14 protein-coding genes are annotated in these 15,635 nt (G+C 71.9%); 10 read left to right on the plus strand and 4 right to left on the minus strand.

Annotated features, from left to right (window positions below):
- The first annotated feature begins 2 nt into the window (after positions 1-2).
- The gene (locus AC4OXY_RS34830; RefSeq protein WP_376287117.1) at positions 3-692 is read left to right on the plus strand and encodes a response regulator; all 690 of its coding nucleotides are present in this window, start codon (positions 3-5) and stop codon (positions 690-692) included.
- A gap of 297 nt (positions 693-989) precedes the next feature.
- Positions 990-2,594, plus strand: a complete 1,605-nt coding sequence (locus tag AC4OXY_RS34835) for an alpha/beta hydrolase (RefSeq protein ID WP_376286909.1) — start codon at positions 990-992, stop codon at positions 2,592-2,594.
- On the opposite strand, the gene AC4OXY_RS34840 is transcribed toward AC4OXY_RS34835, so the two are convergent.
- Positions 2,581-2,955, minus strand: coding sequence for a hypothetical protein (locus AC4OXY_RS34840; RefSeq protein ID WP_376286906.1), 375 nt, complete (start codon positions 2,953-2,955; stop codon positions 2,581-2,583). The genes AC4OXY_RS34835 and AC4OXY_RS34840 overlap by 14 nt on opposite strands.
- Here AC4OXY_RS34840 and AC4OXY_RS34845 point away from each other — a divergent pair.
- Together AC4OXY_RS34845 and AC4OXY_RS34850 are read left to right on the plus strand one after the other, a co-directional pair.
- Positions 2,954-3,157: a multicopper oxidase domain-containing protein gene (locus AC4OXY_RS34845; RefSeq protein ID WP_491991625.1), complete on the plus strand. Its 204-nt coding sequence runs from the start codon at positions 2,954-2,956 to the stop codon at positions 3,155-3,157. The genes AC4OXY_RS34840 and AC4OXY_RS34845 overlap by 2 nt on opposite strands.
- Before the next feature lie 612 nt (positions 3,158-3,769).
- Positions 3,770-4,303, plus strand: a complete 534-nt coding sequence (locus AC4OXY_RS34850; protein WP_491991626.1) for a hypothetical protein — start codon at positions 3,770-3,772, stop codon at positions 4,301-4,303.
- A gap of 421 nt (positions 4,304-4,724) precedes the next feature.
- Here AC4OXY_RS34850 and AC4OXY_RS34855 read toward each other — a convergent pair whose 3' ends face one another.
- Complete coding sequence (locus AC4OXY_RS34855; RefSeq protein ID WP_402064529.1) at positions 4,725-5,288, minus strand: hypothetical protein; 564 nt, start codon at positions 5,286-5,288, stop codon at positions 4,725-4,727.
- A 518-nt stretch (positions 5,289-5,806) separates the two neighbouring features.
- Here AC4OXY_RS34855 and AC4OXY_RS34860 point away from each other — a divergent pair.
- Positions 5,807-7,318, plus strand: a complete 1,512-nt coding sequence (locus AC4OXY_RS34860) for a glycosyltransferase family protein (RefSeq protein ID WP_491991627.1) — start codon at positions 5,807-5,809, stop codon at positions 7,316-7,318.
- Positions 7,319-7,329: 11 nt separating this feature from the next.
- Here the strand turns inward: AC4OXY_RS34860 and AC4OXY_RS34865 are convergent, their stop codons facing one another.
- Positions 7,330-8,790: a sensor histidine kinase gene (locus AC4OXY_RS34865; RefSeq protein WP_491991628.1), complete on the minus strand. Its 1,461-nt coding sequence runs from the start codon at positions 8,788-8,790 to the stop codon at positions 7,330-7,332.
- 142 nt (positions 8,791-8,932) lie between these two features.
- Positions 8,933-9,715: a class I SAM-dependent methyltransferase gene (locus AC4OXY_RS34870; protein ID WP_356021529.1), complete on the minus strand. Its 783-nt coding sequence runs from the start codon at positions 9,713-9,715 to the stop codon at positions 8,933-8,935.
- Between the two features lie 78 nt (positions 9,716-9,793).
- On the opposite strand from AC4OXY_RS34870, the gene AC4OXY_RS34875 reads away from it, so the two are divergent.
- From AC4OXY_RS34875 to AC4OXY_RS34895, 5 genes are all read left to right on the plus strand, one after another.
- On the plus strand, positions 9,794-10,381 hold the full coding sequence (locus AC4OXY_RS34875; protein WP_491991629.1) for a hypothetical protein: 588 nt from the start codon (positions 9,794-9,796) through the stop codon (positions 10,379-10,381).
- A gap of 95 nt (positions 10,382-10,476) precedes the next feature.
- On the plus strand, positions 10,477-11,964 hold the full coding sequence (locus AC4OXY_RS34880) for a Y4yA family PLP-dependent enzyme (protein WP_491991630.1): 1,488 nt from the start codon (positions 10,477-10,479) through the stop codon (positions 11,962-11,964).
- The gene (locus tag AC4OXY_RS34885) at positions 11,961-13,280 is read left to right on the plus strand and encodes a pyridoxal-phosphate dependent enzyme (protein ID WP_491991631.1); all 1,320 of its coding nucleotides are present in this window, start codon (positions 11,961-11,963) and stop codon (positions 13,278-13,280) included. Before AC4OXY_RS34880 ends, AC4OXY_RS34885 begins: the two co-directional genes overlap by 4 nt.
- A 5-nt stretch (positions 13,281-13,285) precedes the next feature.
- The gene (locus AC4OXY_RS34890; protein ID WP_491991632.1) at positions 13,286-14,491 is read left to right on the plus strand and encodes an aminotransferase class V-fold PLP-dependent enzyme; all 1,206 of its coding nucleotides are present in this window, start codon (positions 13,286-13,288) and stop codon (positions 14,489-14,491) included.
- A gap of 110 nt (positions 14,492-14,601) precedes the next feature.
- Positions 14,602-15,363: a class I SAM-dependent methyltransferase gene (locus AC4OXY_RS34895; RefSeq protein ID WP_491991633.1), complete on the plus strand. Its 762-nt coding sequence runs from the start codon at positions 14,602-14,604 to the stop codon at positions 15,361-15,363.
- Positions 15,364-15,635 lie beyond the last annotated feature (272 nt).

Raw genomic sequence — 15,635 nt, forward strand, 5'->3', positions numbered from 1 at the left:
TTCTGCCCGCTGCGATCAGGGTGCTGGTGTGCGAGGACCAGGCCCTCGTGCGTGCCGGCTTCGTCACGATCTTCTCCGCCCAGCCCGACATGGAGGTCGTGGGCGAGGCCGTCGACGGCCGAGCGGCGATCCGCAGCGCGCAGGAGCTGAAGCCGGACGTCGTCGTCATGGACATCCGCATGCCCCTGCTCGACGGAATCGAGGCCACCCGGCGCCTGGCGGGGCCCGACTCCGCCAGCCCCGCCAGGATCCTCGTCGTGACGACCTTCAACGTCGACGAGTACGTGTACGAGGCCCTGCGCGCCGGCGCCAGCGGCTTCATTCTCAAGGACGCCCCACCGCCCGAACTGATCAACGCGGTACGCGTCGTCGCCCGCGGCGAGTCCCTCCTGGCCCCCGCCGTGACCCGCACCCTGATCGGCCGCTTCGCCGAACGCGTACGCCCCTCCGCCGCCCACGCGTCCCCCGAGCGCGAGCGCCTCAAGGTCCTCACCCCCCGCGAGCACGAGGTCCTTCTCCTCATCAGCGAGGGCCTGTCAAACGCCGAAATCGCCACCGAGTTGGTCATCAGCCACGAGACCGTGAAGACCTACGTCTCGCGCATCCTCACCAAACTGGACCTCCGCGACCGCGTCCAGGCGGTGGTCCTGGCCTACCGGGCGGGGTTGGCAGGGGGCGGCAACCGAGCCTGACGGCCCTGAGATGCCGGCCGGGGCGGGCAAGCGCGGCCACGGCCGCGCCCCTCCCCGACCGACCGCCCCGCCGAGGCGGTGTTCCAGACTCATGGACTGGCTGCCCGATCAGCGTGCTCCCCGCCCTGCGCAATGGCTCTCTCAGATGTTCCAAGGGTCCCCGCATCCCCCGAGCGAGCTACCAGATTTGTCCTCTCTGCGGTGACGCGCGCCACCGGTGCTCTCTTGTTGACTCGAACCGTCAACACAACGGCCGGACCAGGCAGGCCGACCAGCCGAGCAGCTAAGGACAACGCCATGACCACGACATGCAGTTCCGCGAAGCACGGTTTTCCCAGAGGCCGCCGACTTGCCGCGGCTCTGCTGGTTTCCACGCTCGCAGGAACCGCACTGGCCGCGTGTGGCGCCGAGGCCCAGGGCGCGCAAACGGCCAAGGTCTCCGCCAGCACCGGCGAGACCGCGGGCGCCGCCAAGATCACCTGGGGCGAGTGCCCGGCACTGGCCGAGGGACAAACCCGTAACCCCCACCTGGCCTGCGGGACGTTGGAGGTCCCACTGGACTACCAGAACCCGGGCGGCGCGAAGATCGACGTGGCGGTCTCCCGGCTGTCCACCGCCAAACCCGGGAAGCGACGTGGCGTCCTGCTGCTGAACCCCGGCGGGCCGGCCCTGGGCGGTCTCGACATGCCTGAAACCATGGCGTCCACACTGCCGAAGTCCGTGCTGGACCGTTACGACCTGATCGGCTTCGACCCGCGCGGCGTCGAACACAGCACCCCGCAAAGCTGCGGTCTGAAGGACCCGAGCGTGACCGGGCTGTTCCCCTATCCCGCCGCGGGCGGCTCGATCACCAAGAACGTGGCCCTCGCCAAGGCCGACGCCAAGCAGTGCGCCGACACCGTGGGCAAGAACCTGCGGTACTACAACACCGCCAACACCGCCCGCGACATGGACCGCATCCGCCAGGCGCTCGGTGAGAAGAAGATCTCCTACTGGGGCCAGTCCTACGGCACCTACCTCGGCGCCGTCTACCGCTCGCTCTTCCAGAACCACACCGACCGGATGATCCTGGAAGGCAACGTCGACCCCACCAAGGTTTGGGCCAACCAGGTCGCGGACACGTGGGGCAAGGGCATGGCCGACCGGTTCCCCGACGCCGCACGCGTCGCCGCGGCGCAGAACAGCACACTCCAGCTGGGCACGAACGTCGCGCAGGTGACCCACACCTACCTCACCCTCGCCGACCGGCTAGACCGCAGGCCCGCAGCGATTCCCGGCGCATCGGTGTCACTGGACGGGGCGCTGCTGCGGAACATGACCTACGCCCTGCTTCTGCACAACAACACCCTTCCCGTACTCGCCAAGTTCTGGAAGGCCGCCGACGACCTGTCCCACGGCAGCACCACGGCCGCCGACGCCGCGGTTCTCAAGGAGGTGTTCGCCGACTCACCGTCGTCCCCGGGCGTCCCCGCGGACAACCAGGCCACCATGTTCATGGCTCTGACCTGCGGCGACGCCGAATGGCCGCACGACGTCGACGGCTACGCCACCCGCACCGCCGCCGACCGCGAGAAGTGGCCGCTCACCGCGGGCATGCCCGCCAACATCTGGGCCTGCGCCTTCTGGAACAAGCCTGCCGAGGCGACCGTCAAGGTCGTGGCCGGCGGCCCGCGCAACACCCTGATCCTGCAGAACCGCCGGGACAACGCCACCCCGTGGGAAGGCGGCGTCGGGCTGCACAAGGCTCTCGGCGACGGCTCCGCCTTCGTCGGCGTCGACAACGGCGGGCACTACGTCTACAACGAGGGCTCCGCCTGCATCGACAAGGTCACCGTCGGCTTCCTGACCACCGGCCACCTGCCGAAGAAGGACGTCTACTGCACCGACGTCACCCAGAAGTAACCCGCCGGAACCCGGTGGTCCCCGGATCGCGCATCACCCGCAGGTGTTCCTCGGCGCACCCGTCGATCGCCTCTCGCAGCCGCGCGTGCCGCTTGGCGTTGAGCCGCCCGTCCGCCCGGGTACGGTCCGCCAGCACCCTCAGGACCCCGAGCGCCGCGCCCTCGTCGCCCGGCGCGACGGACAGGAACTGCGGCAGCGCCTCCAGCAGCACCGTCCGCACCAGGTCAGGGGTGGCTTCCGGAAGCGATCCGTGCACCCTGGCGCCGCTCAGCGCCAGCAGATGCACGACCGCGTCCGCAGCCAGCGGATCGACAGCCTCGCCTCGCTCAGCGGCCCAGGAGAGCAACGAACCGACAGCCATGGCCCACTTCCAGGTGCTGTCGCGCGGCGGGCGGGCGCCCGAGCCCACCGACGCGGGCTGGAAGGACACGGTGGACGTCCGGCCGTACGAGGTCGTGGAGGTGCTGGTCCGCTTCCGCGGCTACCGGGGCCGGTACATGCTGCACTGCCACAACCTGGAGCACGAGGACATGGCGATGATGGCCAACTACCAGGTGGTGTGAGGAGCACGTACGGCGCCGGGCCCAGGGGCACCGGTCTGCCCACCGCTGTCGGCGAGTTGGCCGCCGATCAGGCTGATCTCCTCGCCGCAGCTCGGGCTTGTGCAGGCCAGGGTGTCTCCCACGACGGCAGAGTTCGTCCTTCGGCTCCGTCTTGATGATGACCTCGCGGACGGTGCCGACACGAGAGGCGAGAGGCGAGGGTCGGGTACGGGCCGTCGCGGCCTTCGCCCCGGCATGACGCGGGGATGGCGGGGGCAGTCGAGGGCGGCGGGGGCGCTGGGGCGGTCGGACGCTTCACCCGTCCGAGAACGACCACCGGACATGGTGCCGATTCCCCGGTGCTGAGCAGCGGTCTCCCGCCACCGGCCGACGGCGGCGTTCGAGCGGCGGACGTCCGTCTAGGGTGAGCGGCATGCGCGAGATCGCAGGCGTCAGGGCCACGCCCGGGGGCGTGTACGTATCCAGTTCCATGATCACGAATTCGTTGTCGCCTGCACCGCCCGGTCCCCACGGCGATACCGCATCAGCGGCTACGCCAGGAGCTGTGCCCTACCGGGGCCACCCCGCCGCCCGGCCTGTCCCCAACTCCCCGTCTCCGGAGCCGATGCAACCATGTCCTTCTTCAGCAAGCGCCGTACCGTCCGGCTCTCCCAGCACCGCACGGCCGACAGCCCGTTCGGGCCGATACGGATCAGCTACGACCGCTGGCCCGCCGTCATCGCGCTCGTCCAGGGACCCGGCATGCCACCCGTCACGGTCCGGCCCGGCCGCGAGCACGGCCATATCAAGGTCGACGGGCAGGTGGTCCCCACGCGCCGGGGGAGCGACAGCCGCTGGGCCCTGCGCCGCAGAACACGCACCCGCACGGCCGTGGTGGGCGCGCGCACCTACGAGCTGCGCCCCACCAGCCTGTGCCGGGCCCGGCTCCTGCGCAATGGCACGCCCATTGCCGAAGCGCACGGCACCCTGGGCGCGTACGGCCCTCTCCGCAGCATCCCCGGCATCGATGCCCGGCTGACCTGGTCCCACGGCCTCGACCCCCATGACGTGGCGATCGGTCAGGCCATGGTGGTCGCCTTCGGCGCGGGCGCCCCTGGCGCGCTGGCCTCGCTCGTCTCGTTCTGGCTCGACGTCATCGGTTCCTGACGGACCATTCCGAAGCCGGCTCGGTCACACCAGCGCGTGTTCCAGGAGTTCGAGCAGTACGGCTACGGCCAGCGGCCACAGACGGGGTGGCGCAGCGGTCTGGAGGGCGACGCGGGCGAGGGCGCGGGCGGTGACCGTCCGGTCTCTCCCTGAAGTCGGGCCTGAGGCATGCTCAGTTGCATGAGCGCCTATGGCAGCGATCCGGACTTGAACGTCACCGACGCCACCGGCAACGGCGTCGAAGTCGACGTGGCAACGAACTTGCTGGACGGCACCGTGCGGCTCTCGGTGCTGTGGACTCAGGAGATCTACATGCACCCCGACGATGCCGAACGGGTGGCTCAGTCGCTGCTGCGCGCTGCCGCGCGACCCAGCCAGCCGCAAGTGACCGTAGCTTCCCAAGCCGATGTCCGGGAACAGGTCATGGCCGTCGCAGAGCCGGCTCCCGCGGTGGCGGCTCGGAGCTGTAGCGCGGGCCGCGAGTGCTGTAGTGAGCCAAGTAGTACGTCCGTCCTTCCACTTCCAGCTCCACCGGCGGCGGGTTGGGCACGGCGACACGCGTCTGCAAACGACCGTCCAACCGCACCGGTTCCTGTGGGCAGTTCCATGCATCGGCCCACCCTTGAGCTTCGTCACGCGAGACCCAAGCGGTCTGTGGCTTCAGAGGATCGGTCAGCTCGTGATAGTGACCGTTGAGCGACCTCAGCAACTTCGGGCTGTAGACGCCCTTCACACGGAAGTTCTCCAGGTCCTCGCGCCGCACCACCATGTTCACGTAGCGGCGGGTGTTGCCCCGATGGTGCCCTACCACCGTCATGCGGCCACCCCACCAAAGCGGCCGCCGAGGTATCCACACCTTCGCACCAGGTGCGAAGTGCTTGAGGCCGCGCTGGATCTCCAGCCCAGCCTCGCCGTGTGCGGTCTCACGGGCGATATTGGCCGCGACGTACCATCCGAGCGGGCCATCGCCACCATCACGTTGCATGAGGCACATCATCAAGCAGCGTCGGGCGGTCCGCACACGGTTTGTTCGTCGAACCAGAAGCCATGGATCCACAGCCTGCTCGCGGGTCCAGGATTTGCGCCCACCCAAGGTGCGTCCTTGTACCGGTCGGCATGTCCGGTGGCGCTGGGCCGACCGGCCGGAGGAGCCGGTGGGCCGGTTCTCCGTCGTGCGGGCGGCGCGCCTGCGGGGACGCAGGGAACGCCGGGGTGTGTCGGTCGCCGGTTCGGCTCCGAGGGTCTGGCTCAGGACCTCGGCCGTGGCCGGGCGGCGTCCCGGGCGGGCCGGAGGCGTCGGAGCGTCCGTGCCGGGGATGTCGTCCGGACGCCCGCCCAGCCGCAGGGGCTCCTCCGCGGTGCGGCCGGCAGGCGCATCTCGCGATGCGCGGTACCCCGGTCCCTCAGGGATGCGGAGCCCGGCCACTTCCGCGCTGCGCGTCCGGGAGTCGCGGGTTAGCTTGACCATGTTCTGACCCCTCGCTCTCGGCCGAAGGGTTGTGGATGACCAGGACCGTGAACACGCAGCGCGAGCCCGTGGCCCCCAGCCGGCGGGCACACCTGTCCGATCGCTGGTGGGACCGGCGGCGGGACGGCCGGCCCGCAGGGGTGGCCGGAGCCTTCACCCTCGCCCAACTCGTCCTCGTCCGGCCCGGCATGGGGCTGGGCTGGGACGAAACGGTGTACGTCAGCCAGGTCAGCACGCATGCCCCCGCCGCGTTCTTCAGCGCGCCACGTGCCCGCGGCGTCCCGCTGCTGGTGGCACCGATCGCCTCCTGGTCGTCGTCCACCACGCTGCTGCGGATCTATCTGGCCCTGCTGTCCGGACTGGCGTTGTTCCTTGCCCTGCGCGCGTGGCGCGGCCTGTTCCCCACCCGCGTCCTCGCTCTCGGCGGCGCGCTGTTCGCATCGCTGTGGGTGACGCTCTTCTACGGCCCGCAGGCCATGCCCAACTTCTCGGTGGCGATCGGCGCACTCGCCGGGGTCGGCTGCTTCCTGCGGGCCCAGGAGGACCGGGCCCGGCGCGCTCCGGTGTGGGGCCTGGCGGGAAGCGCGGCGCTGGTGGCGCTGATGCGGCCGACGGACGCGGTCTGGGCGTGCGTGCCGTTGCTCGCCGCGCTGGTGCTCGTACGCCGGTGGCGGTACTGGCCGTTGCTGGTCGCGCTCGTGGGAGGGCTGGTCGCCGGGGCGGGCGAGTGGGTCGTGGAGGCGTACGTCAGCTACGGCGGTCTGGCCGAGCGGCTGGCCGAGGGCTCCGACGCCCAGGGCGGGCTGGGCTGGAACTGGGCCGTGGACGACCAACTCCGGAGCCTGGTCGGCCGTACGCTGTGCCGTCCGTGCACCGGCACGCTGCCGAACCCGGCGGTGTACGCCTGGTGGTTCGCGCTCCCCGTGCTCGCGGCGTTCGCCCTGGTCGTCGCGGTCCGGGCCGGGCGCACGGCCCGCACGCTGGTGCCGCTGGCCTGCGCCGCCACGGCCGCCTTCCCGTACCTCTTCCTGATCGGCTACGCCGCACCCCGCTTCCTGCTCCCGGCCTACGCGCTGGTGGCGATCCCGGTCGCCGACGCCCTCGCCCACCTGGTCACCGCGGCGCCCCGTACCTGGCGTCCGACGGCCGTGACGCTGGTGGCGCTCGGGCTCGCCGGGCATCTCGCCGTCCAGCTCGTGGTGCTGGAGCGTACGGTCGAGCGGACCACCGCCGGGCACCGCGGCTGGGCGCGTACGGCGCAGGCGCTGCACCGGCTGGGCGTGCGTGCGCCGTGCCTGGTCACCGGCGGCGACAACGTCCCGATCGCCTTCTACGCCGGATGTTCCTCCGTCGACACCAGCGGCCACAGCGCGAACACGACGGCTGTCGCCCTCACCCGGACGGCCGAACGGACGCCGGTCGCGGTCCTGACCGACGGCTCGGGTGCGCCGCCCTCCTACGCCCGCGCCTGGACGTCCGTCCGGCGGGAGGGACTGCGGATCTACCTGTCACCCGCGGTCATGACCGCGTCGGCGCACACGTCCTGATGATCTGCGGCTCAGCGAGGCGTGGCGGCGCAGTCGGCCATGGGCGTCGTGTGCGGGCGGTGTTCGACGAGGGAGGCGGGGTCGAGGGTGAAGCCGATGACCGCGCCGCCGCCGGCGCGGTTGCGGGCGAAGGCCGTGCCGCCGTGGGTGACGGCGACGGCGTGCACGATGGCCAGGCCCAGCCCGGAGCCGGGCAGGCTGCGTGCGCCGTCGGCGCGGTAGAAACGGTCGAAGACGCGGGGCAGGTCGGCCTCGGCGATGCCCGGTCCGCGGTCGAGCACCTCCACGCGTGTACCGGTGATCACGACCTCGATCGGCTCGGTTCCTTCCTGGTCGAACTTGGCCGCGTTCTCCAGGAGGTTGGTCAGCGCCCGCTGTACCGCGTCCGGACGGGCCCGTACGACGGCGTCGTCGGCCTCGATGCGGATCTCCCGGCCGGTGCGGCGCCGGGCGAGGGCGGCCGCGTCCCCGGCCAGGGCGCCCAGGGTGATCTCCCTGGGCTGTTCGGCACCCCGGTCGCCCGCAGCGAGGTCGACCAGCTCGTTGACCAGGTTGACCAGTTCGCGGGTCTCGCTCTTCATGTCCGCGATCAGGTCCGCCTTGGCCTGCGGCGGCAGTCGGTCTATACGGTCCAGAAGAGCCACGTTCGTCTGCAACGAGGTCAGCGGGGTGCGCAGCTCGTGCCCGGCGTCCTGGACAAGGCGCCGCTGCACCTCCTCGGAGGCGGCGAGCCGGCCGAGCATCCCGTCGAACGCCCGCCCCAGCCGGCCGACTTCGTCCGGTCCGGCGACCGGGACCGAAGTGTCCAGCCGGCCGGTGCGGGCCACGTCCTCGGCGACCTGGGTGAGCCGGACGAGCCGCCCGGCGATCCTGCGGGCCAGCCACCAGCCCGCGAGGCCCGCGACGACGAGGACGGCGGCGCTCAGCTCGACGGTGCGTTCCTTGAGTTCCCTGAGCAGATCCTCGGTGTCGCTGTACTGCTGCGCCACCTGCACGGCGCCCCGGCCGCCGCCCAGCGCGACGGTGGCGACGCGGTAGCGGTCCCCCTGGATCTCGGCCTTGTAGTAGACGGTGTGCCCGGCCCTGGCGTGCGAGGCCGCGGCACGGTCGGCCGCGCGGACCGGCAGCGCCGGGAAGCCGCGTTCCTCCACACGGCCCGCTCGGCCGAGGACCTGGACGTCGGTGCGTATGCGGCGCGAGAGATCGTCGCGGGGGCTTTCGGTGTCGGGGCTCACGCTGAAGTAGTCCGTCGGCGACAGCCGCTGCTGGGAGACCTGCTGGTGGAGGTCGTCGACGACGCCGTGGAAGACGTCGTCCTGGTCGACGCGCACCATCCGGGCAGCGGCGTTGTAGCTGAGGACGCCGCCGAGGAGGGTGGTGGCAGCGGTGACGCAGGCGAAGGAGAGCGCGAACACCGTGCCCAGGCTGCGGCGGGGGTGCAGGATCGCGAGCCGGTGTCTTGTGCTGTCCATGGGCGGGGCTTCCTCTGGGGCGGTCGGCGCCGCCAGTGTGCCTGGCCGACCGCCGCCGACGGCAGGACTCTGGGGCCGTCAGCGAATGCTCTTACTGGCCTCTCACCAGCACCTTCACCAGGACCACCGCAGGGTGAGGCCGCTACCCCGCGACCGCGTGCGTGACCCGGATCTTCGACTGGCCGTGCGGGCGCCGCTCCCAGTCGTCCATGAAACGGGCGGACAGGCCGTGCCGTTCGGCCAGCGCGAGGAGGGTCTCGGTGCGGTAGTAGAAGTCCTCGCGGAGCACCTGGTGCTCGGGGCCCTCCGTGCGGTCGTAGGTGAAGTCGAAGAAGCCGCCGGGGGCCAGCACCCGCCCGACGTTGGCCAGGCACTCGTCGATCACCTCCCGGGGCGAGTGCGAGAAGACGCTGTGGGCGTGCACCACGGTGAACCAGCCCGCGGGCAGGAAGTCGAGCGTCAGGTTCTCGACGAGGGCCAGATGGGCGAGGCGGTCCTGCAGCCCCCGGCGGACGAGGGTCCGCTGCGCCTCGACGAGGATGTCCGGCGAGATGTCGATCCCGTAGTAGTGGCCGGGCGCGAGGTGGTCGATGAACCGCCACCCCGCGCGCAGGTTCCCGCAGCCGATCTCCAGCATGCGGTCCCGCGGCTTCAGGCCGTGTTCGAGCAGGTAGTCGAACTGCATCTGCCCGAGCGCCAGCCAGCCGGCCTCCGAGCCGCTGCCGACGGCGCGCTCGGGGCCGCGCGCGGTGTCGGAGGCCATGACGGCGCGGTAGTAGGCGACGTGGTCGCGGTGCCGGAGGCCCAGCCAGGTGTCCCGCGCGGCACGGCGGAGGTGGGAGGGGACGCGTCCCGGGTGCCGTACGGCGTAGCTGAGCTGGTGCCGCAGAGAGGCCCGGTTCCTCGACAGCTCGGACTTCGGCATGGCGGACTCCGTGATCCAGAACAGCCCCCTCCGGCAGCGTAGCCCGAGGCCGGCGGTACGGCCTCCCCACAGCATGGTGTGACCGGGCGGGGCGGGGGTGTCCGCCGCAGCGTTCACCGCCCGGTTTCCTCCGACACGTCCGGCCACGACGACGACCACGACGGCACCCCGGCGCGCGGCAAGGTCGGCACCGGCGTCGACCGCGAGACCCTCACGGTGGCGGTCGGTGACGAGACCCACGAATACGGCTTCGCGGCCGTCCACGGCGCGACGTACGACGGCCGTACCTGCACCGTGTGCTCCGGCGCCTCGCTGAAGGACGAACAGGCCACCTGGGACCAGGTCACCCGCAGGATGCCCGAAGTCATGGGCAACCGAGGCAAGTTGGCCCGGGTCCCGGCAGGCGGCGTACTGCAGCGGCAGGTACGACTGCGAGATGTCGGCGGCGTGGGCGGTGCCCGTGGTCGTGACGATCAGGCCGCCGTGGCGAGAGTCAACGACGAAGCGGGGAAGGCGAGTTGGCGCGTACGGGACATGGGCTCCCGGTGTCGGACGTACCACGAGGGCGACGACGCACCCCACGCATGCTTGCTGCTTCTTGTGGTCATGCGGATGCTGGACGGGAAATGGGGTGCATTCCGGCCACTTCGTGATGTGCGGGGATGAACCGGCTCGCGGCGGGAAACGGGTTATGAGGCGAATCGCGGGGAGTGGGGCCGCGCCCGGAATGCCGGGCCCGACGTGCTGGGGGAGGGCCGGGTATGGGCGCGGAGCCCTTGTATCTCGCACCGCGGTTGGGGAAGCGGATGCGCTCGCTCGTGGAGTCCCCCGGGCTGCTGCACACGCTCTCCGACGCGCTCGGATCCCCCCTGCACGTGCTGGTTCCCGACCAACTCGCCTCGAATGTGGCACAGTTCCGAGCGGTCTTCAGCCGGCATCGGCTGTCCGGCCAGGTGTTCTTCGCGCACAAGGCCAACCGGTCCGGTGCCCTGCTGCGGCGGCTGGCCGCCACCGACGCCGGGGTGGACGTCGCCTCGCTGGCCGAGTTGCAGCACGCGCTCGGCGCCGGCCTCACCCCCGACCGGATCGTCGCCACCGGGCCCAAGAACCCGGAGTTCCTCTGGCTGGCGGCACGCACCTCGGTCACCGTCGGGGTCGACTCGCGCGGCGAGCTGGAGACGCTCGCCGCGCTGGTGCGGAGGCACACGCTGCCCCGCGCCCGCGTCCTGCTGCGGCTGTCGGGATTCGAGGCGTCCGGCGTGCGCGTGCTGAGCCGGCGCAGCCGTTTCGGCACACCGGCCGGCGAGTCGGAGGCACTGCTGAAGGCAGCCGAACGGCACGGTGACGTGATCGACGTGACCGGCGTGGCGTACCACCTCGACACCACGAGCCTGACCGAGAAGGCGACCGCGCTGGAGGGCTGTCTGCGGGTGCTGGAGGAGTGCCGCGGCCGCGGCCTGCGGCCGTCCGCCGTGGACATCGGCGGCGGGTTCGGCCTCGACTACCTCGCCGACGGCGCGCAGTGGGAGCGGTACACGTCCGAGCTGACCGCGGCCGTCCTCGGCTCGCGTCCGCCCCTGACCTGGGGCGGCCACGGCTACGGGCTGCGCAACGAGGCCGGCACCCTGCGCGGAACGCTCGGCCTCTATCCCGCCCACCGGCCGGTCTCGGGGCCCCGCTACCTCGACGAACTGCTCGCCCACCCGGCCGCGTCCTACGGCGGACGCCCCCTGGCCGGGCTGCTGCTGGAGCACCTGTACGACCTGCACGTCGAGCCGGGCCGGGCCCTGCTGGACCAGTGCGGGCTGACCCTGGCGAAGGTGCTGGAGGTGCGGGAGCAGGGGAACGGCGGCGCACTCCTCGTACGGCTCGCGGCGAAGGCCGACGACATCGCCCTGGAACAGCACGGGGTGCTGGTGGACCCCGTGCTCGTCCCCCGGGACCCGGCCCTCCCCGGCCCCGGGCCGGTCGCCGCCCACCTCTTCGGCAGCCTGTGCCTGGAGACCGACCTGATCACCCGCCGGACCGTCTTCCTGCCGCACCGGCCCGAGCCCGGGGAGGTGCTGGCCTTCGCCAACACCGCCGGCTACTGCATGGACTTCCACGCCACCCACGCCCAGCGACAGCCCGGCGCGCGCAAGGTCGCCGCCTGGCAGGACGGCGGCGCGTGGCGCTGGTGCCTGGACGACCTGTACTGGCCGACCGCATCCATGGACACAGGGGGGCACGACATGGGGGGAGCGCAGTGAGGTACGACAGCGTCACCGAGGCCATCGGCAACACCCCGTTGGTCCGCATCGACCCGGCCGTGCACGGACTGAGGAACATCGACCTGTACGCCAAGCTGGAACTGCTCAACCCCTTCGGCTCGGTCAAGGACCGGGCGGCCTGGAACATGGCCCGCCCGCACCTGGCCGCCGCGACCGAGAGCGGCAGCCAGGTCGTCGAACTCTCCAGCGGCAACACCGCCAAGGCCCTGGCCGTCATCGCCGGCATGCACGGCCTGACGTTCAAGAGCGTCACCAACCGGATGCGCGTGCCGGAGATCAAGGACCTTCTCCTGCTGCTCGGCGCCGAGATCGAGGAGCTGCCGGGGCAGAGCGAGTGCCTCGACCCGACCGCCACCGACGACCCGCTGACCCTCTTCCACCGGACCCTGTCCGAGCCGGGCAGCGCCTATCTGCACACCGACCAGTACTTCAACCCGCGCAACACCGAGGCCCACCTCACCGGCACGGGCCCGGAGATCGTCAAGGACCTGGACGGCCGGGCCCCGGACTGGTTCGTCGCCTGCGTCGGCACCGCCGGTTCCTCCACGGGTGTCGCCCGCGTGCTGCGCGAGCACGACCCCGCCGTACGGGTCGTCGGCCTGGTCGCCGCCAAGTCCGACTTCGTCCCCGGCATCCGCACCATCGACGAGGCGCACGAGGTGGGCCTGTTCGACCCCGGCACGTACGACACGATCGAGGCGGTGGGCTCCGACGACGCCATCGAGGGCATGCTGACGCTGAACCGCCGGTGCGGCATCCTGGCGGGGCCGACGGGAGGGGCCGCCTACTTCGGCGCCGTACGCCAACTGGCCACCGTGGACGCCGCGTTGACGGAGCGGCAGTCCGCCGTCTTCATCGTCTGCGACCGGGTCGAGAGCTACCTGGGCTACATCAGGAAACGGCGGCCCGACCTGTTCGGCCGACCGCGCCGTCCGGACTCCCCGGCCGACCTGTCCGAGGCCGAGATACGGGCGGCCCCGGTCATCGGTGTCGCCGACGCCCAGGCGTGGCTCGCCACCGGCAGCCCCCTCGTCGTCGACCTGCGCAGCCCGTACGCCTACGCCGCCCTGCACATCGACGGCTCGGTCAACATCGTGGACGAGCTGTTCGAGGAACTCCTCCACGGCGGCCTCCCCTTCAGCCGTACGCGCCCGGTGCTGCTGGCCTGCCCGGTCGGCGAGAAGTCCGCCCGCTACGCCGCCCTGCTGACCCGGATGGGACACCCCGACGTCCGCAGCCTGGCCGGCGGCGTCATCGCCTGGCGCGACGCGGGCGCACCCCTGGTGCGGGACTGAGCACGGTGGCCGATGAAGTTCCCGACTCCGTCGTGGAGTTGACGGGGTGGCAGCAGGAGCTGCGCGCCCAGTTCCCGATCATCGCCGGGCACCCGGACCTGGCCTACCTGGACAGCGCGGCCACCGCCCAGAAGCCCCGGGCCGTGCTCGCCGCCGTGCAGACCTACCTCACCACCACCAACGCCAACGCCGGGCGCGGCACCTACCCCTGGGCCAACCGCACCACCGCCCTGGTCGAGGAGACCCGCGACCGGGTGCGCCGGTTCCTGGGCGACCCGGCTCCCGAGCGGTCGGCCGTGCACTTCACCAGCGGCACCACGGAGGGGCTGCGCACGATCGCCCGGGACTGGCTCCCCGGCCTGCTCACCGACGGCGACGAGATCGTCGTACCCGTCGCCGACCACCAGGCCAACATCGAGCCCTGGCTGGAGACGCGGCGGGAGCTGGCCCGGCGCGGCGTGCGCATCGGCGTCCTGCCGATGCCCTACCAGCAGGCGTCGGGCGACTACGACCACACCGCCCTCGCCGAACTCACCGGGCCGCGCACCCGGTTCGTCGCCGTCACCCACGTCCACCACGTCTACGGCGGCGACATGAACGTCCACCGCATCAGACGGGCGGTCGGCCCCGACGCGGTCATCTGCCTGGACGCCGCCCAGAGCATCGGCCATCTGCCGGTGTGCGTGGGCGCCGCGGCGGACGTGGACTTCGTCGTGTTCTCCGGGCACAAAGCCATGGCACTGCCCGGCTCGGGGGCGGTCTGGGCCCGCCAGGCGCGCGGCCCCGCCTTCACTCCCGGCGGCTGGTCGGGCACGCCCAACACCGTGGGCATCGCCTCCCTGGCCGCCGCGCTGGACTGGCTGGAGGCAGCGGGTACGGACCGGATCGAGCGGTGGACGGTGGCCCTGGCGGCGCGCCTGACCGACGGCCTGCGCCACCTGGACGCCTACGAGATCCTCGGCTGCCGGACCAGCCTGGCCGCCGACTCGCCCGTCCAGCACCGGCAGGGCATCGTCACCTTCCGGCACCGCGACATCGCCTCCGGCGACCTGGGGTTCATCCTCTTCAGCCACGGCTTCATGGTCCGCTCCGACCACCACTGCCAGGGCGACGCGGGCGAGAGGAGCGAGTCGGTGCGGGTGAGCCTGCACGTATACAACACCGCGGAGGAGATCGACCGGTTGTTGTCGGTCCTTGCCTCTCTCGGGTGACCCGCTGCTCCCGGCCCCGTAATGGAAACCGTTTCCAACGGTAGGGTCCCTGGAGCAGGTGCCGGACGGCGGCAAGGCGATGGCAGGACGACGGCAAGGTGGCACGACGGATGGGTCTCAGCCTGGCGACGGCCGAGAAGTGGGTGGAGCGCTGGGAACTCCAGCAGCAGCGGTACGCCGTCGACCGCGAGGACCGCTTCACGGTGATCGCGGACGTCGTGGAGTACGTCACCGGAGAGCACGCGGACCGGCCCCTGGTGGTGGACCTCGGCTGCGGTCCCGGCTCCCTGGCGGCCCGGCTGGCCCGCAGGCTGCCGCGGGCGGAGATCGTGGCCGTGGACCGGGACCCGCTGCTGCTGGAACTGGCCCGCACCCACCACCCCGACGCGGCCCGCTACGTCGACACGGTGATCGGCGAGGACGGCTGGACGCAGACCCTGGACCTCGACCGCCCCCTGGACGCGGCCGTCTCGACGACCGCCCTGCACTACCTGGGCCCGGCCGCCCTGTGCCGCGTCTACCGGCAGCTCGCCGCCCTGCTGCGGCCCGGCGGCGTCCTCGTCAACGGCGACCACCTGCCGCAGGACGACGCCCTGCTCGCCGGGTTGGCGGCGCACGTCGGACACCGCCGGGCCCGGCGCCGGCTGGCCCTCGCCCACGAGGACTGGGTCTCCTGGTGGGCGGCGGTCGGGGAGGACCCCGAACTCGCCGACCTCCTCGCCGAACGCCGACGGCGGCAGCCGGTCACCGGCGGCGGCGCGGCCGGCCTGTCCCTGTCCGCCCATGTCGGGCTGCTGCGACAGGCGGGCTTCGAACGGGCGGGCGCGGTCTGGCAGTACGGGGACAGCTGCGTCGTCGTGGCGATCCGCTGACACCCACGGCGACATCCAACGCGGCCTGGAAGCGGTGGAGTTCGCCGTCGGCATTCCCCATGAGGAAGCTGGTGGAATTCCAGCGCGGTCGCGCCACCGTGAACAGCCCCTCCCCGAGGGGCTGGAGTCAGGCCCTTGGCCGTCGCGACGCTCCACTGAACCGAGGGACGCACGATCCCCTGGAGGAGGCTCGACCACGAGCAGCATGTCCGCACCCGCCGCCAAGGCCGTGATCCGGCTGGCCGGCACCGCGCTGATCGCGCTGGCCATCT

The organism is Streptomyces sp. HUAS MG56 (assembly GCF_058673395.1).